Raw genomic sequence first — 25,491 nt, 5'->3', positions numbered from 1 at the left:
ACTGTAAAGCTGCTTATAACTTTTAAAGCAAGTGTTAAGCGCTCTTTTTAAGAGCTGATTTTTAGCGTTATCACACCGCAAATAATCATCAGCACACCTGCAATGCGGCCAAACGTGGCTGCATCCCCGTAAAATAATATACCCACTAAAAACGTCCCCGCAGCACCTATTCCAGTCCATACGGCATAAGACGTCCCCATTGATATTTGCTTTTGTGCAAGCCATAGCATAAAGCCACTGGCCACCATAAATGCAATTGCCATTGCAATACCTTGCCAACGAGTATCCGGGTTTTGCGATACCTTTAAACCAATTGGCCAGCCTATTTCAAGCAGGCCTGCAATGACTAAATAAACCCATGCCATTAAACATCTCTCTTTTTCAAAATTACGTCGTATAAATCTTCGCGGCGATCTTTTAAATTGCGCACTGTCCCTTCGCTATGAAGAATTTTTAGCTTATCCATATCAAGGTCGCTAAATAATAACATTTCGGTATTAGGTGTGGCTTCATTTAATGTTGCATCGTGCGGAAACGAAAAGTCTGATGGTGTTAGTACAGCTGATTGTGAGTACTGTACGTCTAAGCTTTCTACCTCAGGTAAGTTACCCACTGAACCTGCAATAACCACGTAACATTCGTTTTCGATTGCGCGCGCTTGCGCACAGTGACGAACCCGTAAATAACTATTTTTAGTATCGGTCCAAAATGGTACAAAAAGTATATCAAGCCCCTGCTTGGCTAAAATACGCGAAAGCTCAGGAAACTCTACATCATAACAAATTTGAATACCCACACGCCCAGCATCGGTATCGAACACGGCAATTTTGTCGCCGCCTTGAATCACCCAGTCATTTTGCTCATGCGGGGTGATGTGTATTTTGCGCTGCTCGTCTATTTTACCGCTTCGGTGGCATAAGTAACTGACGTTATAAATTTTATCGTCTTCGGCAAGGGGCATAGAGCCAGTAATAATATTAGCGTTGTACTCTATTGCCATGCGCGACATGGCGTTTTTAAACGTTTCGGTGTACTCAGCTAAATAGCGAATAGCCTCAGTTTGATTACTTTGTTCGGTAAGCCCCATAAGTGGCGCATTAAAAAATTCCGGAAATAAAATAAAGTCACTTTTATAATCAGAGACTGTATCGACAAAGTATTCCACTTGTTTAAGTAGCTCTTCAACCGACTCAACACAACGCATTTGCCATTGCACCGCACCTACCCGCACAATCGATTTAGTCGATTCGAGTACTGTATCGGTTGGTTCATACATTATGTTATTCCACTCAAGTAACGTGGCGTAACCTACAGACTCTTGATCCTCTGGCAGGTATTTTTTAAGTAACCGCTTTACCTGAAAATCGTTAGAGAGTTGAAAACTTAAAATTGGGTCGTAAAGCTCTTTTTGGTCAACTTTTTCAATGTATTCCATTGGCGTCATTTCACTGCTGTGATTGTAATAACGCGGAATACGCCCACCGGCTAAAATTGCCCGTAGGTTATATTGGCGGCACAATTCTTTACGAGCATCGTATAACCTGCGCCCTAAGCGCATGCCTCGGTGGGTTTCGCTAATGGCTACATCTAAACCGTATAGCGCATCGCCGTCGGAGTCACTAAATACACGGTCGTGGCCATCGGCTATGTCTTCGTACGTATGCGGGTTTGAAAAACGCGTGTAATCAACTTGCACGCTCAGTGCTATGCCCACCAGCACGCCATCATCCACTATGCCTATTTGCCCTTCAGGAAACTGATCTATCAATCTAAAAATAGTATGGCTTGGCCACGCGCCACCTAAATCAGGGTAAGCCTGATCCATTAAGGTCTTAATTTGCGGATACTGCTCTTTTGTTAAGTTACAAATTTCTAGGTGGGTTTTTTCTGCCGACATACACAACTCCTTTGGGCATAAGAAAATAAAAGCCGAATGTAGGCTTAAGTACACTCAGCTTTGTATCATGTTTTTTACGTTACACGTACTACTTTAAACTGCGATAAAAAAGTGTAGTCACTTTCCCTTTTGGCAGCCAACCTGCGTACTTAAGATTAAGCGTGGCTAACGGATCGGCTTTTAGTACTTGCTCTAAACTTGCGCCATTTTGCATTGCTTTTAGCATTAAATCTTTGGCTTTTTTAACAAGTTTAGCATACGTTACCAGCCCTGAACGGTCACTTACCGGCCCATGCCCGGGTATCACTATGGTGCGCTCATCTATTTGTTTAATAACGTCATCTACGGCCGCTAATATTCCATCAACACTGCCGCCACTATCTACATCAACAAACGGTAAGCTACCAAAGTTAAAGTAAATGTCACCCATGTGCACTATGTTATCGTTATTAAAAAATATCACCGCATCACCATCAGTATGTGCATGGGCGTAATGCACTACATGCGCGTGTTCGTTATTAAAATGCAGCTTTAAATCGTGGCCAAAGCTAATGCGTGGCAGGTAATCTGAGTTTGCGCCGTGTTTTTCTTTTAATCGCTTATGAACGTTGTGGTGCGCAATGACATGCGCGCCGGCTTTGGCAAAGTTTTCGTTGCCACCGGTGTGGTCACCATGATGATGCGTATTAATAACAAACTCTGCACTACCTGGTTTTAAATCACTAATGGTTTTTTTAATGTCGTTTGAAAGCTTAGCAAACTGATCATCAATAATGTAAATACCATCTTCCCCTACACTTGCCGCAATATTACCGCCTTGACCAAATAGTACATACACACTGTCACTTAGTTTTTTGGCCGTTACCGGGTTTTCATCTGCATGTGTTGCACTGCTAAGTAATAAGCCTGTTATTAATGCCGGTAGTATTTTTTTCATTTTAGTTCTCTGTTGATTTATTAATGATTATATAGAACGTGATTAACTGTCATTTAGTTCATCGTGCTGGCTCTATCACTATTTGATGTATTAGCGTTTGTGGTAGTAAAGGCGTGTGCTTACCTTCAATATAGTCACTAAAGCCTGCACGGTAAAACGCGGATAGCGGATGCCCCGACTGCCCACCAGGCACTGCCATAATGGCGTTTTCTAAATGCCCAGGTTGAGCAATAAAGCGCTGCGATGCACCAAAGCTTTTGCCTTGTACGGCGGGCATGTAGCTATCGCCAAAACCTAGCGTCACAGGCATATTTAAAAGCTTAGCCAGTATGGGCATTTGTTTAGCAAACGGGTGCTCAATATTAAGCGCATTTACTTTACCCCACTGCCAATTTTGCACGTTATCCCCATACTCAGCCCTAAGTGCTGTCACTGTATCGCTAAATGCACCTAATAACTGCTCGTCCCAATTTTTATATTCTGGGTTTACCCATGAGCTCGGCTTCTCCTTAATAAGCTGCCATATAGCTGGTTCTAAATCGCGTTTTACATATTTAAGCGTGGCGTCTTGCTCATTGAGTGTGTGCTCCATGCTTGCAAAAACAGTATTTATTAATGTGCTGCGGTAGTGTTTAACTAAGGTATAACCTACCGAGCTTGCACATGCACACTGCTGCCAGTTTTCAAGTGCACTTATGTACTGTGCGTTTTGGGTTTTGTCTTTTTTAAGTTGATTAAGTAGAAATGTGTGCCAAGGCGTTAAAAAACGGGCTTGATTATCGAGCTGTAACGCGTAAAAGTCGCTCTCGGCAAACGCTTGTTTTTCAAATAATCTATCGCGTATTTGGCTCGAACGAGCGCCTAGTGCATAACCACCGTTACCAAAACGAGTATTATCAGTGGCCGATACAACGCGTGAATTACCTGTCCATAATCGTCCATTTTTTGGGTTTTTAACATGAGGGCGCTGATGCTCATTTTGCTTCCAGTCGGGTGAGTACTCATTTTCATTCACGCTTAGCTCACTCGGTGTTTTACGTGCCGGTATAGCGCCAATATGTTGCCATGCAGCACTGCCTTGGCTATCTACCACCATTAAATTTTGTACCGGAATACCCACATTACTCGCTATTGCTAATGCATCATCAACCGTATTTGCTTGTTCAAGCTTTACCAATTCCATATCAACGGCATAAGGCTGATGCGCCGCCCAACTAAGTGCATAAGGCTTTTTATTAATATATTTTACTGGGCCGTATTCGCTTAAAGTGAGTGAGTAATCTTCCCGTTCGCCATCAGCCATTACAATAGGCTCATTAACTTGCCATGTTTTACTTTCATCATTTAGTGCTATCCAGTCGGCGGTATCTATGTAGCCATTAGTAAAGCCCCACGCTATTTTATTATTGCTACCCACCACAATAGCGGGTGCGCCAGGCAGTGATACGCCAGTTATCTGAGCTTGCTCGCCATTTTGTTGGTAATTAAGCTGCGCCCTGTACCAAATAACAGGCACCGCCATCGATAAATGCATATCATCCGAGAGCATGGCTGCGCCTGTTTGTGTATATGCACCAGTTACTGCCCAGTTATTGCTACCACGCTCTTGATTTACCTGAATATTTTTAACCGTGTGCTGCGCTTGCGCTGGTAGCTGAGGAATGGTGCCTGTAAACGGGGCGAGCTTACTGCCATCAAGCGCTGCTTGGTATTGGCTAGGTTGTGTTAAAAAATCAACCATGTGTTGTCCGTATGCTTGCTCAATGTGTATAAGTGCTTTATCGCGCTCAAAGGTGGCACTTTGTAAATCAAGGTACATGCTAAATATAACTAATAGGCTGTCTTCACTTTGCCATGGTTTTTGCGCTGCGCCTGTTAGTAAATACTCAAAGCTTGCAAAGCCAACTTGTGCTAGTCCTTCGTTTACACCTTGGGCGTAGCTATTTAATAGTTGTTTATCGCTTTCGGGTAAGGTGTTTAATATAGCGCGGCTGCGTTTACGTAATTGATGAAAGCGCATTTTTTTATCAAGCCCAAGGGCCGCTTTACCAAATAACTCACTAAGCTCGCCTGCGGCGTTACGTCTTAATAAATCCATTTGAAAAAAACGGTCTTGCCCGTGCGCATAACCTAACCCATATGCGGCGTTATTGCGGCTTTGCGCATTTATAACTGCTTGGCCTAGTGCATCACGCGAAATAGTAACCGGTTTATTAATTGCTGTACTTTGCCCTTTACCATCCAGTGTGGGCATACTTAAACTTAATACGCCGTAAACCAGCGCCGTACCTGCTAATCCTAAAACCACAATGAGCAATACTAGCCATTTGATTACTTTAAACATTAATATGTCCTTTACACTATTTGTTGCACATATAATAACCATAGTTTTATTAAATAATAATGTTCTTACTCGCAAAGGGTGAAATAAACATCAAAATCCACGATAATAGCTATTCCACATTTTGTGCAGATCTAGTTGAGACTCATATGACTGAAAAAACATTTATCAAAGGTAAAGACCGCGACCTAGAGTCGTCTATCTCTACCATGCAAAACAAGCTAAAAGCGCTAAACATCAATATTGAAGAAGCACTTTGGCTTAACCCTGTAGCTAACTGTTATTCAGTTCATATAAAAGACAGCGACTGCGGTGTTATGTTTACCAACGGTAAAGGCGCAACCGATAAAGCGTCTATCGCCTCTGCGCTCGGTGAATACTTTGAACGATTAAGCTGCAATTACTTTTTTGCCGACTTTTATTTAGGTGAAGAATTTGCAAACGGTGACTTTACTCATTATCCAAATGAGAAGTGGTTTAAAGTTGAAGGCAATGAAGTGCCAGAGGGCATAATGGACGAAAGCCTGTGGGATTACTTTGACCCAGAGCGCGAGCTTAATGCCTCACACCTATTTGATTTTAACTCAGGTAATAACGAGCGCGGCATTTGTGCACTGCCATACACACGCCAACGCGATAACCAAGACGTATACATTCCGGTAAACGTGATTGGTAATATTTTTGTTTCTAACGGCATGAGCGCAGGCAACACTAAATTTGAAGCTCGCGTACAAGGGCTATCAGAAGTATTTGAGCGCGCTATTAAAAATCGTATTATCACAGAAGGTCTTTGTTTGCCAATTGTCCCTGAAGACGTTGTAAAGCAATACCCTAAAATTCATGAAGCGTGTGAAGAGCTTCGCAGTCATGGTTTTCATTTACGTATTGCCGATGCATCACTTGGCGGTAAATACCCTGTAATGAGCGTAACGCTTATTAACCCTGTTGATGGCTCTGTGTTTGCCTCGTTTGGTGCTCACCCGTCATTTGAAGTTGCCCTTGAGCGTACGGTTACAGAGCTACTGCAAGGTCGTCGCCTTGACCAACTTGATGTGTTTCAACCGGCTACGTTTGATAACGATGAAGTTGCAACACCTGAAAACATTGAACTGCACTTTATCGATTCAAGCGGTTTAATCTCGCATGATTTTTTCCGCGCAACACCTGACTTTGATTTTGTGCATTGGGACTTTAGCGGTACAACAGAGCAAGAATACAACTTCTGTACTGACTTAATTCACAGCATGGGCCACGATATTTACATCATGGATTACACACACTTAAACGTGTATGCGTGTCGTATTTTAGTGCCAGGGATGTCAGACATTTACCCAGTTGATGAACTAATTTGGCGTAACAACAACGAAGGCGCTAAATTCCGTGAAGCATTCTTATCGCTTGATCAGTACGATACGCAGCAGTGGATGGACATTTACGACAGCCTAGAAGAAGCAGGCCACAGCGATATTATTCGTGCTGCAGAATTTATTGGCCTTGCCACCGACGCCGACACACCATGGCATACACTGCGTATTGGTGAGCTTAAAGCGCACCTATGCTTAGCTGCAGGCAACGAAGAAGCCATTGATTGGGTAGACTGGATACTGCACACAGGCCAAGTAAGCGAAGAGGCAATGCGCCATTTCCGTTGCTTGAAAGCCATTCTTGAAATTAAGTACGATGACGAACGTGAGTACGCTGACTACCAAGAAGCTCTTGGTTTAATGTTTGGCAACGACAACGTAACGCTTGCTATTGAAATTGCAGAAGGCCGTAAATTATTCAATGGTTTAACCTTCCCGGGTTTATCGCTTGAAGGCTTTAAAAAGCATGCGGCTCTACTTGATGGCTACCGTAAATTACATGTCGCTAAGCAAAACCACTGGGCGCGTGAAGTAACGGATGCTTAATAGTTAAACTACTAATTATAAAAATAAAACGGCGCTTATTTATCAGCGCCGTTTTTATTTATGCAATAAATTAGCTATAGTTAAATTGCCTAAAATAACAGCATGACTTAGCCAATGCCGCCAAAAAATAACAACAAAAAAAACACTACCAGCAACTATAAGCTGACCTTTTGGTTATCGCTTACGCTAATTGTAGTAGTGAGCATTGTACTTGATAGAATTAACTATAATCGCGCAAAAGATGCCCACCGCTTACAAATTTTATCCCAGGTAAGTACATATCGTGCACAGCTAGAAGCAACGTTAGTATCAAACATTCAGCTAGTTCGTGGTTTAGCAGTTGCAGTATCGGCTGAACCTGAATTACAGCAAGCACGGTTTGAACAAATTGCCGCGCCTTTATTTAAAACCTCCAGTGAGCTACGCCATATTGGTGGCGCACCCGACATGATAATTCGTATGTCTTACCCACTAAAAGGTAACGAAAAAGCCATTGGCTTAAACTTTTTAGAACAAAAAAACCAACGCCAAGATGCCATTAGAGCCCGTGATACCAATACAATTGTTATGGCTGGACCACTTAAGCTTGTTCAAGGCGACATTGCCCTTATTGCCAGAGTGCCGGTTTATATTCCGCCCGAAAACCGCTTTTGGGGGCTGTTATCAGTGGTGCTCGACATTGAAAAAGTCTATAAAAACTCAGGCATAAAGGAGCTTGAAAAAAACTACAACATTGCCATTCAAGGGCGTCATGGTTTAGGCAAAAAAGGCGAGTTTTTTTACGGTAATAGCAATATAACCACACAAGATCCGCTGGATTTTACGCTTAATTTTCAAGGGGGAAGCTGGCAATTATACGTAGCGCCTAAAGAGGGGTGGAGCCCTGCTCCTTCAACTATATGGCCGCTTAGAATTGCCATTATAATTATTTGCGGATTACTAATATGGGCATTTTTATTCTTTTTAAAAATGCTAAACCGCCAACAACAAAACGAAAAAATGCTCGAGGCAATGAGTGACCTTGCGCAAATTGGGGCATGGTCATTTAATTTAGAAACCAAACAAGTGTATTGGTCAGATATGACCAAAAAAATATTTAAATACCCCCTAAATAAAGAGCCCTCATGGCCAACAAACTTAAATTATTTTAAAGCCGGCGAAAGCAGAGAACGCATTACTCAGCTGGTTGAATCTGCAATTAAAGAAGGCAAAAGTTACGAAGCCGAGCTTGAAGTTATCGACTCACAAGGGCGTGAAATGTGGGTGCTTATTCATGGTGAGGCCGAGCGAAAAAATGAACGTTGCGTAAGAATATTTGGCTCACTACAAAATATTGATACCCGTAAACGTATTGAACTTGAGAACAGCAAAATAGCTCTACATAACGAAATTTTAGCATCGCTTACTGCTAACGAGCTTATTTTAAGTGGCCAGCTAAGCCAATCCAAACAAGTCATTACTGAATCTATTTGCCATGCATTAAACATTGAGCAAGCCAGTATCTGGTTTTTTAATAGCTCAAAGACCTCGTTAAGCCCTATCGCCTCTCACAATATTGAAAACAGAATGGGCAATAATAATGCAGTGTGGCTTAAAAGTGAGGCCCCTGATTTTTTTGAAGCCATCGAAAAACACGCTGTTTTTAGCACCAGTGATGCTCAAAAACACCCGCTATTAAAACCACTTAAAAAGCATTACCTAGCGCCGCTCAATATTAATGCCATGCTGTGCGTAATCATACCCGCGGGAAATGGCACCATTGGCATCGTTTGCGCTGAGCAATGCGCCTCAATGCGTCCGTGGTCACGTAACGAAGAAAGCTTTTTAATAGCTATAGCCGCACTAGTAGGCAGCCTACACTCAAGCCAGCAACGCATTGAAACCGAACAACAGCTAGTCACCGCCAAAGAGGCCGCAGAGCAAGCTGTTATGGCTAAAAGCGAGTTTTTAGCCAGTATGAGCCACGAAATAAGAACCCCAATGAACGGCGTATTGGGCATGCTAAATATTATCAAGCGTACCCAACTTAACCAGCAGCAAGAGCACCATATTGAGCTTGCTCAATCTTCGGCACAATCGCTTTTAAATATAATTAACGATATTTTAGACTTTTCTAAAATTGAAGCGGGCAAGCTCGACATAGAAAATGTGCAATTTAACTTGCCTAAACTACTGGGCGAAGTGGTTGAGTCGTTTGCGCTTAAAGTGGAGCAAAATAATACCCACCTTATTTTAGATGCCACCCAAATTACAATTAGCGAAATAATTAGCGATCCGAATAGATTGCGTCAAATTTTAAATAACCTGATTGGCAATGCCGTTAAGTTTACGATTGATGGGCAAATTTTGGTAACTGCGCAGATAGAAGAAACCACTGATGGCAGCTTTTTACACTGCTCTATTATTGATACCGGCATAGGCATAGACGCAGAAAAACAAAAGACCTTATTTGACTCATTCACCCAAGCCGACGCTTCTACTACTCGTCAATTTGGTGGTACAGGCCTTGGCCTAGCTATCGTTAAGCAACTTTGTGAACTAATGGAAGGCGAAGTAAACGTAACCAGCATGCTTAATGAGGGCAGTACTTTTTCGTTTTCTATAAAAATACAGCCGCGTTTAACTAAAGCCCAAGATTTACCCAGCCATTTAATTAATAACAAACATATTTTAATTGTTGATACCTGTACACTTAACGCCAATATTGCCGCTAAACAATTACGTGTATGGGGCGCACACGTTACTATTTTAAATGACTATAGCGACATTATTAATTATTTTGATAACTGCGATACCCAGCCAGATGCACTGCTAGTCGATTATTATTTTTTTGAGCATGCTGCACACTTACAAATCAACGCATTAAAAAACAGGGTAACAACCAAGCAAAGTAAGCTGGTCGTTATGGCACCGATGAGTTACTCCCAAGAGCATAATAACATTGGTATAAATATAGATTGCCTGATATTTAAACCGCTCACCCCGTCAGATTTATTTGATTCTCTGACTAACGATAAATTCATAGAGCAACAACAGCGCCAAGCGCAACTGCAAAATGAGTTGACCGAAAAACCTAAAGAAATCTCAGCGCACGCGCAAGTGCTTTTAGTAGAAGATAACAAAGTAAATCAGGTGGTTGCCTCTGCTTTGTTAAAACAAATTGGCCTTACCTTTGATATTGCACAAAACGGCCAAGATGCACTAGATAAGCTAAACAGCAGCCAAGACAAAAAATACCAGTTAGTTTTAATGGATTGCCAAATGCCCGTGATGGATGGCTACCAAGCCACGCAAGCTATACGCGAAGGTAAAGCGGGCCAGCATAATAAACATATTACAATCATTGCGTTAACGGCAAATGCAATGCAAGGCGACAAAGAAAAGTGCCTAGATGCCGGAATGAATGATTATTTAACCAAACCTTTAGACTCTGCTGCACTAGAGCCTAAATTGCAACAATGGCTTGGTACACAATAAAGGTGTAAGCTAAAAATACTGTTTACTAATAAAGAAAAGCCATGCATTTATCAGCAAATCAGCAGCGCGTTATTGGCTGCCTTTTAGAAAAGCAAAGCACTACACCCGAGCACTATCCACTGTCGTTGAACGCACTAACGAATGCGTGTAACCAAAAATCCAACCGAGATCCGGTTGTAAACTTGAGCGAAAGTGAGGTTCAACAAACACTTGATGAGCTTATAAGCCAGCGCCTTGTAACGCTAGACGAAGGGCTATCGGGGCGAGTTAATAAATACGACCACCGTTTTTGTAATACAGAATTTAGTAGTTTACAGCTAAGCTCGCAGCAACGGGCAATACTATGTTTACTGTTACTGCGCGGCGCACAAACACCCGGAGAGCTGAGAACGCGCAGCGCGCGTCTAACTGAGTTTACAAACGTGAGCGAAGTAGAAACAGCTCTGAGCGCACTGGCAAAAGATGACTACGTTACAAAGCTTGAGCGTGAGCCCGGCAAACGAGAAAATCGCTACATGCACCTTTTTGCTGACCCAGCAATAGTGCCAAGCCCAGCGCCAGCTGCAGAAGTCGCAGAAGTTAAAAACGATGAAATTAACGAGTTACTTGCAGAAATTGAGGAACTAAAAGCCGAGCTTAGCCGTATAAAAGCACATTTAGGACTTTAATTAATCACCACTAAACCAGATAATGTAAGCCTATTTAAAAACGACTTATTAAATGACAAGGAGCTGGCCATGCGCGCCGAAATTATGGCTGAAATGAAAGTTCAGCCAACTATTGATGTAAATGCCGAAATTACCCGTCGAGTTAACTTTATAAAAGCACGCTTGGTGGCAGCCCACAGTGTATCGCTAGTACTTGGCATTAGCGGTGGTGTTGACTCATCGACCTGTGGACGTTTATGTCAATTAGCCGTAGATGAACTAAACGCTGAACAAAACACGAATAAGTACCAATTTATTGCAGTTCGTTTGCCATACGGTGTACAAGCAGATGAAGACGAAGCGCAAATGGCCGTTGACTTCATTAAGCCAAGCAAACGTATGACCGTAAACGTAAAGCCTGCTGCCGACGCATTACACGAACAAGCTATGGCGGCGGTTGTTGGTAGTGGCGAAAGCTTGCCCGACCAAGCTAAAATAGATTTTGTTAAGGGTAATGTAAAAGCACGCCAACGCATGGTAGCGCAGTATGAAATAGCAGGTTTTTGCCAAGGCTTAGTGGTAGGTACCGATCACAGCGCTGAAAACATTACTGGTTTTTATACCAAATTTGGTGACGGCGCATGCGATTTAGCCCCATTATTTGGCTTATCAAAACGTCAAGTTCGTGCACTTGCAACTGCCTTAGGTGCGCCAGAGCTATTAGTAACAAAAGCCCCTACCGCTGATTTAGAAAGTGACCGCCCAGGCCTCACTGATGAAGAAGCGTTAGGGCTAAGCTATGAGCAAATTGACGACTTTTTAGAAGGTAAGCCAGTGGCTGCAGAGGTTGAGCAAAAGCTAACTGAGATTTATGTACGCACTCAGCATAAGCGCCAACCCATTCCGACTATTTACGATGAGTTGTAACGGCTCAAACAGCTAGTGCTGCATAAGCACTAGCTGATCTATTTGCCGTAATGTTACGTAGAAAAAAACTAATTTATAGTTAATTTTAACGCCTGCCAAAGAGAAAACTGCATTACATGACATCTCCTATTTTAATAACAGGTGCTGGTCAACGTATTGGCCTTGCACTTGCCAAGCACTTTTTATCGCAAGGCCAAGCTATTATTATTACCTATCGTACGCGCCACCGTGCAGTCGATGAGTTAGAACAACAAGGCGCTGTATGCTTACACGCCGACTTTAGCAGCGATGCTGGTATTGCCAGTTTTATTGAAATACTTAAACAGCATACGCACTCCTTACGTGCCATAGTGCACAATGCCTCCAGTTGGGACTGCGAAGCCAGTAACCCTGATTTTTCGAACTTGTTTGACAACATGATGCGCATTCATGCCAAAACGCCGTATTTAATTAATAATGCCTGTGCAGAGCTATTAATGACGTATCAAGCCGAGGCTTGCACTCCTGCTGACATCATTCACCTTACCGATTATGTTGTTGAGACAGGTAGCCCAAAACACATTGCCTATGCCGCAAGTAAGGCTGCGCTTGATAACTTAACCAAGTCATTTAGCGCTAAGTACGCACCAAATATAAAGGTGAATTCGGTAGCGCCATCGTTGATTATTTTTAACGAACATGATGACGAGGCTTATCGCGCCAAAACCCTTAAAAAATCATTGATGGGTATAGAGCCTGGTTGCCAAGAAATTATTAATAGTATTGATTTATTGCTGCGCAGCCACTACATCACAGGCCGCGCTTTGCCTGTGGATGGCGGTCGCCATTTAAAGTAAAACACACATTAAAACTGAGAAATTTATGCATGACGAATTAAAACAAAGTTATCAAAATATAATTACTGCTGTAGGTGAAGACGCTAATCGTGAAGGTCTGCTCGACACGCCAAAACGTGCAGCTAAAGCCATGGAGTATTTAACAAAAGGGTATCGTCAAACGCTCGATGAAATTACCAATAATGCAGTATTTACCTCAGACGCAGACGATATGGTTCTTGTGCAAGATATAGAGCTTTACTCTATGTGTGAGCATCACCTATTACCTTTTATTGGTCGTTGTCATATTGCCTATATTCCCGATGGTAAAGTACTGGGCTTATCTAAATTTGCACGTATTGTTGATATGTTCGCACGCCGTTTTCAGATACAAGAGCAATTAACACATCAAATTGCAAAAGCCGTTGAGGAAGTAACCGGTGCTAAAGGCGTGGGGGTTATTGTTGAAGCTAAACACATGTGTATGATGATGCGCGGTGTAGAAAAGCAAAATTCAAGCATGCGTACCTCGGTAATGCTAGGTAACTTTAGATCAGACTCTAAAACGCGTAACGAGTTTTTACAACTTATTAAGGGGTAATAATGGCCAACGCAATTATTAACGTAACCAACTTACGCTTACGTACGTTTATTGGCTTTAACCCTGAAGAGCGGGAAAAAAAGCAAGATGTAGTGATTAATTTAGAAATTCACTATCCTGCTGATGAAGCCTGTAAAACAGACGAAGTAGAACAAGCCCTTAATTATAAAGTGATCACCAAAGAGGTGATAAACCTAGTAGAACAAGGTCACTTTTTGTTACTTGAAAAGCTGGTTGCTGAAATACTTGCTGTATGCCATAAACACCCCAGCGTGCATTACGCCAAAGCACGTGTGGATAAACCACATGCACTGCGTTTTGCCGACTCGGTATCACTTACACTTGATTGGGTTAAATAATATTAAATTATTTTATCTAAGCCTATGGCAAGGGCAATAACGACTAAATACCGCACGCCTTTGCCAAGTGTTACTAGCAATAAAAATACACTAAAACGTACTTTAAATATACCACCAATAACCGTTAGCGGATCGCCAATAATCGGTAGCCAAGCAAACAGTAAGCTGTACACGCCATATTTTTTAAACTGAGATTGTGCTTTAACAATTCCCTGCTCAGAGACAGGAAACCACTTTTTGTGCTTAAAGCGCAGCACATGGGTACCCAGCCAATAATTAACACAACTTCCAAGTACATTGCCTGACGTAGCGGCTAACCACAGCAGCCATAGATTAGCTTTAGCTTGGCTTATCATCGTCGCAAGTACCACCTCTGAGGAGCTTGGCAATAAAGTAGCGGACACAAACGCACTAAAAAATAAGGTGATATAAAGCATTAAGTACTTAAAGTAAAAACCCAGCATACAGCTGGGTTTATTAAAAAGTGGCTGTTTATTTTACCAAATTTAAACTCAGCGGGTAATTAAACTCTTTGCCTTCGTTGGCTTTAATACTGGCTAAAACCACCATGACAAACGAAAAAATAGCCACAAGAGGCAACAAAACCAAGCCTATTACAGCAAACACAAGTAAAAAACACACAAAGTAGGCAATAGCCATAGTGATTTGAAAGTTTAACGATTTTTTACCGTGTAAATCGACAATTGGCATTTCATCTTTTTTAATAAGCCATACCACTAATGGCCCAAGTATCGATCCAAACGGAATAACAAAACCGGCTACAGCACTTAAGTGACAAAGCATTGCCCATGTTTTTTCGTCTTTTGATAACGGCTCAAGCTGTTGATTTTCTTCCATTACGCTCTCCTTTTTAGTTAATACATACTGCCTTTTTATTGAGCAGGTGTCCATAAATCATAGCTGTATTGTTAAATATCACATCCTAACCCGCTGTGATAAAAAAGTGATAACTTTGTGAGAGTTTCTTGAGGTGGTTATTCAATACTTAACCTGAATCATCACTTACAGGAAATAATAATGAAAACATCAGCACTTACACTTGCCACTCTTTTAGCCGTAGCAAGCCAAACAACACAAGCTGCAGAGCTTGATTTAGAATTGACAAATTTAACCCAAGGTATTCACTTTACACCTGTGTTAATAACAGCGCACGACGCTGAAGGTAAATTGTTTGAAGTAGCGACAGAGGCTTCAACAGCGCTACAAACAATGGCTGAAGGCGGCAATATTGCCGAGCTAATGGCTCAAGCAAGTGCGGCAGGAAGTGATATGGTAGCAAACCCAGCTGAAGGGTTACTTGCCCCAACGGCTTCTGTCTCTGCCACCCTTATGACGGCAGACACTAACGAATACCTTTCACTTACTGCCATGTTATTACCTACCAATGATGGCTTTGTTGGACTTAATAGCTGGAAAATCCCAACCGAAGCAGGTACCTATACAGTGTATCTTAATGCCTACGATACAGGTACTGAGCAGAACAATGAGTTAGTAGTTGAAGGTTCAGGTGCGCCTGGTACGCTGGGGATCCCAGCAGCACCTGGGGGTGATGCAGGTACAGGTGGCGCAGGTTTAACCAGTACAGATAGCAATGTGAATGTACATATTCATCCTGGTAATTTAGGTGACGACGACTTAAATGCCGGTAGCAGTGATTTAAGTAACACCGTACACAGATGGTTAAACCCCGTTGCAAAATTAACTGTGACGGTTAAATAGGAGAGTTAATTATGTCATCTCTTTCTAATTTTAAAAAAAGTGCGCTTATTTTACTGTTAGCCAGCTCACTAGCCGCATGTGGCGATAACGATAATAACGACCCTATTGAAGATCAAGAACCTGTGGTGGTGGTTGAGCCGGAACCTGTAGTGTATGAGTTTACTATTACCTTTAGTAACTTAACGGCTGGACAGCCCCTATCGCCACTTTCTGTTATTGCATTTGATGAAACCGCACCATGGCAATTTGGTGAAACAGCCTCCATAGGCTTAGAAATGATTGCAGAAAGCGGCGCTAACGAAGCGTACCTTAGTGACGAAAATGCACTCGCTTCGGCCTCAGCAGAAGGCCCTATTGGCCCTGGAGAAACAACGACTGTAACGCTATCTGTTGAAGCGCAAGATGTACTTAATTTGTCTTTTGCTGCCATGCTTGGGAATACAAATGATGCTTTTACCGGTCTTAGTTCTGTAGATGTATCTACATTCGCAGTAGGCGATACGCTAACGCGCACCACCTTAGCTTATGATGCAGGTACAGAGGCAAATACCGAAACGGCTGAAACTGTGCCTGGCCCGGCTGCAAATGGCGAAGGGTTTAACGAAATACGCGACGATATTATTGATTTAATAACAATGCATCCAGGTGTTGTGTCTAATCAAGATGGGCTATCAACTTCTGCACTCGGTGCAGGGCAAAAATTTGATAACCCTGTCTCTAAAATAATGATTGAGCGCACACAGTAATAACCAGCTTGTAATGGGGATGTGAGGAGACATGGAGGTCCCTTTTTTACGAGGTTAATACATGCGTCACGAAAAAATACTGATAGTAGAAGACGACAGAGAAATCGGTCAATTAATAACAACTCAACTCACTACGCTAAATCTACATGTTGATCATGTTATAAGCGCCGAACTTGCACTTAAAAGAATAGCAAAACAACCTTACGGGCTTATTTTACTGGATATAAACCTGCCACAAATGGATGGTTTAAGCCTATGCCGTAAAATTAAAGAGCACTACCCTACCATTTCCGTTATTTTACTTACTGCGCTCAGTAGCGATATGGACCGTGTAATTGGGCTTGAAATGGGCGCAGATGATTATATTTGTAAACCCTTTTTTGCTCGCGAATTACAAGCGCGCGTAAAAACACAGTTACGCCACCGCTCTCAACTTCTGGCGATTCAAAATAATGAAAACGACATCCCGTGCAACGAACAAACACTAAATATAGGCTCGCTCAACATTGAATTTAGCTCACATCAAGTTTATTTAGACGAACAAGCCCTTAACCTCACCGCCACTGAATTTGATTTGTTGGTGTATTTTGCTCGTCACCCTAACCACGTATTTAGTCGCCAGCAACTCTTAGATAAAGTGTGGGGCTACCAACATAGTGGCTACGAGCACACGGTTAACTCACATATCAACCGTTTACGCGCCAAGCTTGAGCAGCATCATCAAGCTCCCTTTATAGAAACCGTATGGGGTGTAGGCTATAAACTCAACCCTAGCCAACTTGGGTAACTTTTATGTTCAATTTGTCTTTATATCAAAAACTAGCTATCTCTTTGGTAATTATTTTTTGTTTTATTTGCGCACTTGTTTATAGCTGGAGTAAACAGCTAGAACTGAATTCCAAACACCATGGCGAGCAAAACCTACATCTAGCACTGGCCGAACACTTAGTTCAAGATAACCCACTTATTAAAGAAGGTGTTTACGATTACAAAGCCCTTGAAAACCTGTTTCATACTTTAATGTTATTAGGTCCCGCATTTGAGTTTTATTTTGTTGATGAAAACGGCAAAATCCTTACTTATTCAGCTGAGCCCGGCAAGGTAAAACGTACACACATTAATTTAGCGCCCCTTAAAACATTGATTAATAACCCTGATGCAGCCCCTATATATGGAGATAACCCGCGCGACCAAACTCAACAAAAAATATTTTCTGTCGCTCCTGTGTTTAATAACGACACATTGCAAGGATACCTGTATGTCATAATTGGTGGAGAAGCTTACGACACTTCACTTAATAATATAAAAAGTAACGACCGACTATGGCTTGCAGCATTATGGCTAACATCGGCCTTGGCATTTTTACTGATTGCAATGCTTATTTTACTGCGCTTTTTTACCAACCCAATTCAACGTTTAGCTCAAGATGTAAGTAATATAGAAGCGGCCAATTACAGCTTAACAGACACAAAACTGAGTAACTTTTCGACCCAAAAAAGTAACGAGGTGCATAGCCTAGGGCGAAGCATACAAGCCATGGTGACCCGTATTAATGAGCAATTTAAAGCACTTGAGCAAAGCGATAAACAACGCAAAGAACTACTGACGCATTTATCTCACGACCTACGTACACCGCTTGCTTCTTTACAAGGCTTTTTAGAGGTACTTAATCAATCAGGTTCGCAACTAAGCGCTAATGAGCAACAAGAGTACTTACACGTTTCGCTCAACAATTGCGCACAACTTAAACAACTTATTGAGCAAATTTTTGAACTCGCTCACTTAGAAAACGGCGAAATAAGCATACACAAAGAAACCTTTAATTTAGGGGAGTTAATTTACGATTGTATTGCCAAATTTAGTCTGGCTGCTGACAGCAAAGGCATTAAGTTAAGCGTGGAGCCTGCTATTTGCGATTTTCCTGTTGTAGCGGATATTGCAAAGCTTGAGCGTGTGCTGAGTAATTTAATTGATAACGCCATTAGGCATACACCTAACGGCGGCAATATAGCTGTCCACGTTAAGCATATAGATAATGCACAGTTATTTGTGCAGGTTTCTGATACAGGTGTAGGTATAAAACATGATGAGCTAGATGCTATTTTTAATCCACACTACCAAGCATCTAATTCTAATAACGAAGGCCGCCAACAAGGCGGTTTAGGGCTGGCTATTTGTAAAGGTTTACTTGCCTTGATGGATAGCGAAATAAACGTGCAGAGCGAATTAGGTAAAGGCACCATGTTTAGCTTTAACTTGCCACAAAAAATAAAGGTATAGCCATTGGCTATACCTTTAAAACATTACTTAATTTTTATTCCCATTAGGGCATGCTGACTTAGTTTTTAATACCAGCTAAATCCAGCATAAAGGCGTAATTAAGCGCTGTATCTTCTAGGCGCTTAAAGCGACCAGACGCACCGCCGTGGCCGGCTTCCATATCTATTTTAAATAGCAGTTTATTATCATCTGTCTTAAAGTCACGTAGCTTTGCAACCCACTTAGCTGGTTCAAAGTATTGAACTTGCGAGTCATGTAAGCCCGTAGTCACTAGCATATTTGGGTACGCTTGTTTAGCCACTTGGTCATACGGTGAGTACGACAGCATATAGTCATAGTACTCTTTTTCATTTGGGTTACCCCACTCGCCATACTCATTGGTTGTCAGCGGTATGCTTTCATCAAGCATGGTGGTAACCACATCAACAAAAGGCACTGCTGCAACCACCCCTTTATACAACTCAGGTGCTTGGTTAACCACCGCGCCCATTAATAAACCACCAGCACTCCCTCCGTAGGCAAATATTTCGTCTTTTGCACCATAACCTTGTGTCACTAATGACTTAGTTACATCAACAAAGTCGTTAAACGTGTTCTTTTTAGTTAATAATTTGCCATCTTCATACCATGGGCGACCTAACATTTGCGAGCCACGCACATGCGCTATAGCAAACACAAACCCACGGTCTAATAAGCTTAAGCGGGAGCTTGAAAAAGTAGGGTCCATTGTTGCGCCGTACGAGCCATAGCCGTATTGAAGTAATGGGTTTGTGCCATCCTTTTTAAATGCATCTTTACGGTACACTAAGCTTACCGGCACTTTAATACCGTCGCGAGCCTTTACGAAAATACGCTCAGAGGCATAGTTATCTGCGTTAAAATCACCTAACACAGTTTGCTGTTTAAGTTGCGTTTTATCACCCGATTTAAGGTCAATATCGTACGAGGTACCTGGCGTAGTCATACTCGTATAGTAAACACGTAATTTGTCGCTGTTTATATCGTTATTGCCATAGCTTGCAATGGTATACGCACTGTCGTTAAAGCTTAGCGTATGCTCATCTCCAGTAGTTAAATGGCGTACAATAAGGCGTGACTGACCCTGCTCTCGTTCTTGGTACACAAGGTAGTCTTTAAATAAATCAACGCCTTCAAGCTTAATATCATCGCGCGGGGCAATCACCGTTTGCCAATTTGCTTTATCATGCGCTTTATCTACATCCACTTTCATAAGCTGAAAGTTAACCGCATTTAAGTTAGTAACGATGTAGTACGTATTGCCAAGCTTTGAAATACTGTATTCAAGGTCGTCCTCACGCTCAATTAAGCGCTTAGGTTTTGCTTTAATATCATCTGCACTGAGTACCGACATACCAGAGGCATTGGTGCTGCTGTGCCAAATATATATTTCTGAGCCATCTTTGCTCTTACTAATACCTGTGTAATAGCTTGTATCAGTTTCTTCGTAGATAAGCTCATCATCACTTTGCGGTGTACCTAATGTGTGGCGGTAAACTTGATAGCCAAGTAAGGTTTGTGCATCTTTTTTAATGTAATAAAAGGTTTTATTATCGTTTGCCCAAATAACGCCGCCATTTGTTCCCTCAAGCGTGTCTTCGAGCAACTGTCCTGTGGTTAAATCTTTTACCTTTATGGTGTAAATTCTACGGCTAACAGTATCTTCCCCGTACGCCATTAAATTTCCGTTAGTGCTTACAGATAAGCCACTGACAGCAAAGTAGTCGTGATCTTTGGCCAACGCATTTACATCTAAAATAACTTGCTGATCACTGCCTTTAAAGTCGCTACTGCGAACATAAGTAGGGTATTCGTTTTCGCCACGGGTTTGCGATGAATAAAAATAATCACCTCTTTTTACTGGCACCGAGTCATCGTCTTTTTTAATACGCCCTTTTAGCTCTTCAAATAACGTATCTTGCAGCGTTTTAGTGTGCGCAAGCATTGCATCGGTATAGGCGTTTTCTGCATTTAAGTAACTTATAACTTCTGGCGCTTTACGCTCGTCATCACGTAGCCAGTAGTAATCATCAATACGCGTATCGCCATGAATCGTCATTTCATGCGGTACTTTTTTAGCAATCGGCGCCACGGCGCTCACTGGTTTTTCTGTTTGTTGAGTTTGCATCGTTGTTGCTGTCTCTGAAGGTGTACTTTTTGGCGCATTATCACACCCTGCTAGCACCGCGAGTGATAACGCCGCTAGCGTAAATGAAGAACGAATCATTATTAAATCTCTATGTTTTTTATTATTGATGATATTAAATATACCTAATAATAAAGCGTGATGTAATTTAGTTTGTGAAGCTATGTAAAAAGGGAGCCGAGGCTCCCTTTAAAATAACTAAGTAGTTATAAAATTACTTTTGTTTACGACGACGCATAAATGCAAACGGCGCAGCAAGTAACGTTAACCAAGCGAGTGAGCCCGATGAACCATTGCTTTCAGGCTCTGGAGTTGGGGTCACAGGCTGAGGGTCTGCAATGGTATCGTTAACAACAATTGATACCATGGTTTCTTCAGCAGTCGTGCCTGATGCTTCACGCACTGTGTATGTGAAGCTATCTTCACCAGAGAACTGCGCATTTGGCGTATAATCAATTGTGCCATCTTCATTCACTGTAGTTGAACCATTTGCAGGTGCAGAAGCCACCTCAACAGTTGATGCGACTAGGCTGCCTTTAATTCTTACGCCTTTATGGGCAGAGAATTCTGCATTTTCTGTTTCTGAAGAAGCTACTGCGTCAAATACAAAACGCGACTCAGCCATATCATTAGCTAATACATCAATAGTCACTGTTTGCTCTTCATCAACTTCTACAGAATCTGCTGCTGTGTAATGGCTGCGATCTTTTGCAAAAGCCTGATATTGAATATCAACCACACCGCCTTTAATTTGATCAACCAAATAGCCACTACCAATACCATTACCCGTTGGAACGGTGTCTAGCATAGCTCCTACGTTACCATCGGCAGACTCTACACCCGCAGAGTAAGGAGCAGGCAATGTGGGTACATCAATGTAATTCATACGTATTTCATCAGTGCCTTCTTTTAAGATCACTTGGAACGTGTACTTATCACCTGAAGCGCTACCCCAAAGCTCAACATCATGCCATTCTACAACAACATAACCGCTATCAAATTTAGCAACATAGATCTCACCGCCACCGGACGTACCACCCGCTAAATCAAAGTCAGCCCAAAGCGGCGCTATAACACCGTTAGGTGTACGTGCATTAGGCATTGCTTGAGGGCTCCAAGAGTTAGTGGTGTTTACATCTGCACCAACAGCAATAAAGCCATTATCTGAGATGGTAAATGCTGAGTACTCTTTCCCATCAAAAATAAAGTCAGCTTCAACCGTAATGGTTATTTCATCACACCCGTCAGGACACGCTTGAGGCTCAAAGTCATCATCAGCCAATGAGAAGGTACCTAAGAAATCACTGCTGTTAATAGCAAACTCTTTTGGTCCTAATGTACCCGTCCAGGTAAGCTCTTTGTTGTCTTCACTTAATGTTACTTCGCCTGCACCATTAGTCACTTCAACAACAGGCGCTGCACCTTTTAAAAGCTCCGCATTCTCATCAAGTTTTACATTTACAGATAGTTCTTCAGTAAATAAAGTATTGTTAAATTGCACCCCTATTTTTGCTGGAGTAGAAGAGTTTAAAGAATCGGCATCGACTGTTGCGCTAAACACACTGCTATTGGTTGCTTCGTTATCATAAATAGCAAATGGTAAATGCGCGACTTGGCCTGTTTCAGTATGAGTCCATACAACGTGACCAAAGTTCCAACCTTTAACATCATTAAACGTTGAATCAATATCTAGGTTAAACTCAGCCATGTCTGTGCTTGTTTCAGCACCCTCTGAATCAGTAGAAGTAGAACCATGTGCACCCAGTGTAACTGTATTAGGAGACACAGAGATTTCTGCGCCTTGCATATCTGTTACTACTTTTGCCGTCCACTCGCCAGCTGTATCTGTCATGTTTTGCACGGTATTTGAGAAACTACAAACGCTTAAACAGCTCGGATCGGCGTAAGAGCCATGTTCAAACGTAAGCGCAGCTTCTAGCGCATTAGGTACATCTAATCGACCAGCACCTACATCAAAGGCATCAGCTTTTGTCACTAAGTCTTCTTTATGTAGACCATCCATTTTAGATGAACTCATAAGTGCGGTTTTAATCTGTACCGCATTCCATTCTGGGTGAGCTTGCTTCATAAGCGCTGCTGCACCTGCAACATGTGGGCTCGCCATACTTGTACCTGAAATAGCGTTAAAGGTAATGCCATTTCCTTCATCTGGCGAATACGCAGATAAAATATCAGTACCTGGTGCTGCAATATCAGGTTTTAAGAAGCTAGGCTCACCATTAGGGCCACGCGAACTTGAAGAATTGACTGCATCAGTAAATTTCTCTTGAATTGTTCTTTTAACACTAGGATCGAGTGATGCAATAACCGGCTCTTCAGCTGCTGTTAAAAGCTCAACTAAGCTTAAACCATCTTCTTGGCTGATTGCTGAGGCTGGAATTGTAGCATCATCCATAGACATGCCCATTGCACCGCCTGCAACATTGTTGTGGATAATTACCGCTGTTGCACCTGCTTTTGCTGCATTTTCAGCTTTAGCTGTAAATGCGCAGCTACCACGAGAGATAAGTGCAACAGAATCCGCAAATGAGATATCCTCAGCGAACTCTTCACACCCTTCAAAGTTATCAGGCGCTACAACCTGCGCAGAAATTATAGGGAGCGAGATAGGGTCTGTTAATAAACCGTTGCTTCCTTCAATACTTAAATAAGTTTCGCCTGCCACTTCAACTTGCTGAGAGAAAAAACGCCCTGTTTGCGTATTGGCCACTGTGAGACCCGACTCTATACAGCTAGGACAACCAATAGTTTGGGCGCCGTTACCATCGTTACCTGCTGCGGTTACAACCACTACACCGGCTTCTTCTGCAGCGGTGAATAAATCACTATACGCACTACCAGAAGGGTTGCCACCTGGACCACCGCCCCACGAGTTGTTAATTACGTCTGCGCCATCTTTAATGGCTGCTTCTAATGCAGCCATGAGCGCTACAGTTGTACCGCTGCCTCGCCCATCGGCTGTGTGCCAAAGCGCTTTGTAAGCCATTAATTGTGCTGCTGGTGCTACACCTGAGATTGACACGTTATTGTCTTGGTAAGTAATTTCAATTGGGTTACCTACAGCGGTACCCGCAACATGCGTTCCGTGACCGTCGTATCCTAGTGGAGAGCCAATATATTCATCAGGATGAACATCACTTGGTGTTGGGCCAAATGCACGTGCAACAATTAATTTGTTGTTACAAAAATCGGCTTCACCGCCCTCTATACGACAGTAATCAGGGTTTTCTGCGATGTAAGCAGCCTCTTCTTCACTAAACTCTGCAGCTGCGAAACCCACATCTGAAAACATTGGGTTTTCTGGGCGAATACCCGAGTCAATGATCGCAACTTTAACGCCTTTACCCGCTTCAGATTGGCCACCAAGCGCCTGCCAAGCCTCTACGCCTCTAATTACATCAATAGAAGCATCCATTAATGTGTGGTACTCAGTATCTAAAAATACTTTTTTAACACCCGCAAGTTTAGCGAGTTTTTCACGCTGTCCTTGCTCACCCTCTACTACGATACCATTAAAAAGGGTGCTGAATGAGTGTGATACAGCGCCCCCACTAACAGACGCGGCTACTTGTGCTACGCTTTTTTGCTTGGCTTTTAAGTAACTGCTGTATTTTAAAGCGGGTGCTGAACTAAGTTTAATTTTACTATCACCAGTAACGGCGGCAGAGGTTGCTTCAAGCCCTGCGATACCGCCTTTGTAGGTTGCTAGCGGCTCATCTTCAAGCTGGATAATATAGCGTGCTTTAGTAGAGATGGTTTTATCTTGAGAGTATGTTTTTACACTTGATGTTTCTGGGACGTATCCTTTAGATAAATCAGGTGTAGCTGCTACGCCGTATGACATCATAGCTAAACCTATAGCTGATGAAATAGCGGTTCTTTTCAGTGTTATATTAGACATTATTTCCCCTGGAGTGTGTTTTATATTATTGTATTTACTCAATTCGATATTATTAGAATTGTGATTTTAATATAGAACTTCAGCCCTTAAGCTAGCAACAACTCAATTACAACTAGATTACAAAGGTGCAAAAAAAGCCCTTCGCAAAAATCATAAATGATTAATAAAAAACAAGTTTTTAGCTAACCGGCATTTGTAAATCACTGTAAACAAACCCTAACTTCTCTATGGAAAATGAATGAGTAACGACGTTATAAATATTTTAACCATGGCTAAAGTAATTCAGACTGCAGTCGCCCCTGTCTTTTTAATTACAGGAATTGCAGCCACACTCGGAGTTTTATCTAATCGTTTAGCGCGCATTACTGATCGTGCGAGGCAACTTGAGCGAAAACTTAAAGTAAGCACCGATGAAGACTTTAATAAAACCTTGGCCACAGAGCTACGCGCCCTGTTAAAGCGCTCGCGATGTATTCACATTGCTTTTAGTATGAGCGTTTTAAGTGCTTTGCTAGTATGTGCCGTGGTAATGCAGTTGTTTTTATCGCATATTCAATCTATTAATTTAGGGGTAACCATTGCAAGCTGCTTTGTGGCTGCAATGGCCTTATTAATATGTGGTTTTATGTCGTTACTTGGTGAAGTATTTTTGGCCACACGTAGTATGCGCCGAGGGATGATTTTTGCTGATATTAATGATTAGCAATAAAAAAGCCCGAGGCTTTACT

The 25,491-nt window shown here is 42.1% G+C and carries 20 protein-coding genes; 12 read left to right on the top strand and 8 right to left on the bottom strand.

The features are described 5' to 3' along the window. Positions 1-47: 47 nt before the first annotated feature. The 4 genes from AN393_RS12150 to AN393_RS12135 form a co-directional block, all read right to left on the bottom strand. Positions 48-365 (bottom strand): multidrug efflux SMR transporter, encoded by a 318-nt coding sequence (locus AN393_RS12150; RefSeq protein WP_055015872.1) that lies wholly within the window; start codon positions 363-365, stop codon positions 48-50. Continuing rightward, the gene (locus tag AN393_RS12145; protein WP_055015871.1) at positions 365-1,897 is read right to left on the bottom strand and encodes a bifunctional GNAT family N-acetyltransferase/carbon-nitrogen hydrolase family protein; all 1,533 of its coding nucleotides are present in this window, start codon (positions 1,895-1,897) and stop codon (positions 365-367) included. The genes AN393_RS12150 and AN393_RS12145 overlap by 1 nt, the downstream gene beginning before the upstream one ends. An 88-nt stretch (positions 1,898-1,985) precedes the next feature. After that, a complete protein-coding gene (locus AN393_RS12140) occupies positions 1,986-2,834 on the bottom strand; it encodes an MBL fold metallo-hydrolase (RefSeq protein ID WP_055018202.1) in 849 nt (282 codons plus the stop codon). A gap of 58 nt (positions 2,835-2,892) precedes the next feature. Continuing rightward, a complete protein-coding gene (locus tag AN393_RS12135; protein ID WP_055018201.1) occupies positions 2,893-5,178 on the bottom strand; it encodes a penicillin acylase family protein in 2,286 nt (761 codons plus the stop codon). Positions 5,179-5,324: 146 nt separating this feature from the next. Here AN393_RS12135 and ycaO point away from each other — a divergent pair, with 146 nt between their 5' ends. The 7 genes from ycaO (at position 5,325) to folX (ending at position 13,911) form a co-directional block, all read left to right on the top strand. Then, positions 5,325-7,085, top strand: a complete 1,761-nt coding sequence (gene ycaO / locus AN393_RS12130; protein ID WP_055018200.1) for a 30S ribosomal protein S12 methylthiotransferase accessory factor YcaO — start codon at positions 5,325-5,327, stop codon at positions 7,083-7,085. A 114-nt stretch (positions 7,086-7,199) separates the two neighbouring features. Beyond that, positions 7,200-10,562, top strand: coding sequence for an ATP-binding protein (locus tag AN393_RS12125; protein WP_055018199.1), 3,363 nt, complete (start codon positions 7,200-7,202; stop codon positions 10,560-10,562). Between the two features lie 41 nt (positions 10,563-10,603). After that, positions 10,604-11,230, top strand: a complete 627-nt coding sequence (locus AN393_RS12120) for a YceH family protein (protein WP_055018198.1) — start codon at positions 10,604-10,606, stop codon at positions 11,228-11,230. A gap of 69 nt (positions 11,231-11,299) precedes the next feature. Continuing rightward, positions 11,300-12,136, top strand: a complete 837-nt coding sequence (gene nadE / locus AN393_RS12115) for an ammonia-dependent NAD(+) synthetase (protein ID WP_055015865.1) — start codon at positions 11,300-11,302, stop codon at positions 12,134-12,136. A gap of 116 nt (positions 12,137-12,252) precedes the next feature. Beyond that, on the top strand, positions 12,253-12,972 hold the full coding sequence (folM, locus tag AN393_RS12110) for a dihydromonapterin reductase (RefSeq protein WP_055015864.1): 720 nt from the start codon (positions 12,253-12,255) through the stop codon (positions 12,970-12,972). Positions 12,973-12,997: 25 nt separating this feature from the next. Beyond that, positions 12,998-13,552 carry a GTP cyclohydrolase I FolE gene (gene folE, locus AN393_RS12105; RefSeq protein ID WP_055015863.1) on the top strand — a complete coding sequence of 185 codons (555 nt, stop codon included), beginning with the start codon at positions 12,998-13,000 and terminating at the stop codon, positions 13,550-13,552. A 2-nt stretch (positions 13,553-13,554) separates the two neighbouring features. Next, a complete protein-coding gene (gene folX / locus AN393_RS12100) occupies positions 13,555-13,911 on the top strand; it encodes a dihydroneopterin triphosphate 2'-epimerase (RefSeq protein WP_055015862.1) in 357 nt (118 codons plus the stop codon). A gap of 2 nt (positions 13,912-13,913) precedes the next feature. On the opposite strand, the gene AN393_RS12095 is transcribed toward folX, so the two are convergent. Together AN393_RS12095 and AN393_RS12090 are read right to left on the bottom strand one after the other, a co-directional pair. Further along, positions 13,914-14,348 (bottom strand): YqaA family protein, encoded by a 435-nt coding sequence (locus AN393_RS12095; RefSeq protein WP_055015909.1) that lies wholly within the window; start codon positions 14,346-14,348, stop codon positions 13,914-13,916. A 55-nt stretch (positions 14,349-14,403) separates the two neighbouring features. After that, entirely contained in the window at positions 14,404-14,769 is a 366-nt protein-coding gene (locus AN393_RS12090) for a DUF4870 domain-containing protein (RefSeq protein ID WP_055015861.1), read from the bottom strand. Positions 14,770-14,949: 180 nt separating this feature from the next. Here AN393_RS12090 and AN393_RS12085 point away from each other — a divergent pair, with 180 nt between their 5' ends. The 4 genes from AN393_RS12085 (at position 14,950) to AN393_RS12070 (ending at position 18,677) form a co-directional block, all read left to right on the top strand. Beyond that, the gene (locus tag AN393_RS12085) at positions 14,950-15,651 is read left to right on the top strand and encodes a spondin domain-containing protein (protein WP_055018197.1); all 702 of its coding nucleotides are present in this window, start codon (positions 14,950-14,952) and stop codon (positions 15,649-15,651) included. Positions 15,652-15,662: 11 nt separating this feature from the next. After that, a complete protein-coding gene (locus tag AN393_RS12080) occupies positions 15,663-16,397 on the top strand; it encodes a spondin domain-containing protein (protein ID WP_055018196.1) in 735 nt (244 codons plus the stop codon). A 61-nt stretch (positions 16,398-16,458) separates the two neighbouring features. Next, on the top strand, positions 16,459-17,184 hold the full coding sequence (locus tag AN393_RS12075; protein WP_055018195.1) for a response regulator transcription factor: 726 nt from the start codon (positions 16,459-16,461) through the stop codon (positions 17,182-17,184). Between the two features lie 5 nt (positions 17,185-17,189). Further along, positions 17,190-18,677 carry a cell wall metabolism sensor histidine kinase WalK gene (locus AN393_RS12070; protein WP_055018194.1) on the top strand — a complete coding sequence of 496 codons (1,488 nt, stop codon included), beginning with the start codon at positions 17,190-17,192 and terminating at the stop codon, positions 18,675-18,677. Positions 18,678-18,735: 58 nt separating this feature from the next. On the opposite strand, the gene AN393_RS12065 is transcribed toward AN393_RS12070, so the two are convergent. Further along, complete coding sequence (locus AN393_RS12065) at positions 18,736-20,922, bottom strand: S9 family peptidase (RefSeq protein WP_055015856.1); 2,187 nt, start codon at positions 20,920-20,922, stop codon at positions 18,736-18,738. A gap of 133 nt (positions 20,923-21,055) precedes the next feature. Beyond that, positions 21,056-24,763 (bottom strand): S8 family serine peptidase, encoded by a 3,708-nt coding sequence (locus AN393_RS12060; RefSeq protein WP_055015855.1) that lies wholly within the window; start codon positions 24,761-24,763, stop codon positions 21,056-21,058. A 238-nt stretch (positions 24,764-25,001) separates the two neighbouring features. Between AN393_RS12060 and AN393_RS12055 the strand changes: the two genes are divergently transcribed. Then, positions 25,002-25,466, top strand: a complete 465-nt coding sequence (locus AN393_RS12055; RefSeq protein WP_055015854.1) for a DUF2721 domain-containing protein — start codon at positions 25,002-25,004, stop codon at positions 25,464-25,466. Positions 25,467-25,491 lie beyond the last annotated feature (25 nt).

It is taken from the genome of Pseudoalteromonas sp. P1-25, from assembly GCF_001401805.1.
In the GTDB taxonomy this organism is placed as follows: domain Bacteria; phylum Pseudomonadota; class Gammaproteobacteria; order Enterobacterales; family Alteromonadaceae; genus Pseudoalteromonas.
Note: the sequence above shows the minus strand (reverse complement) of the source record. Positions and strands in the feature narration are given on the sequence as shown.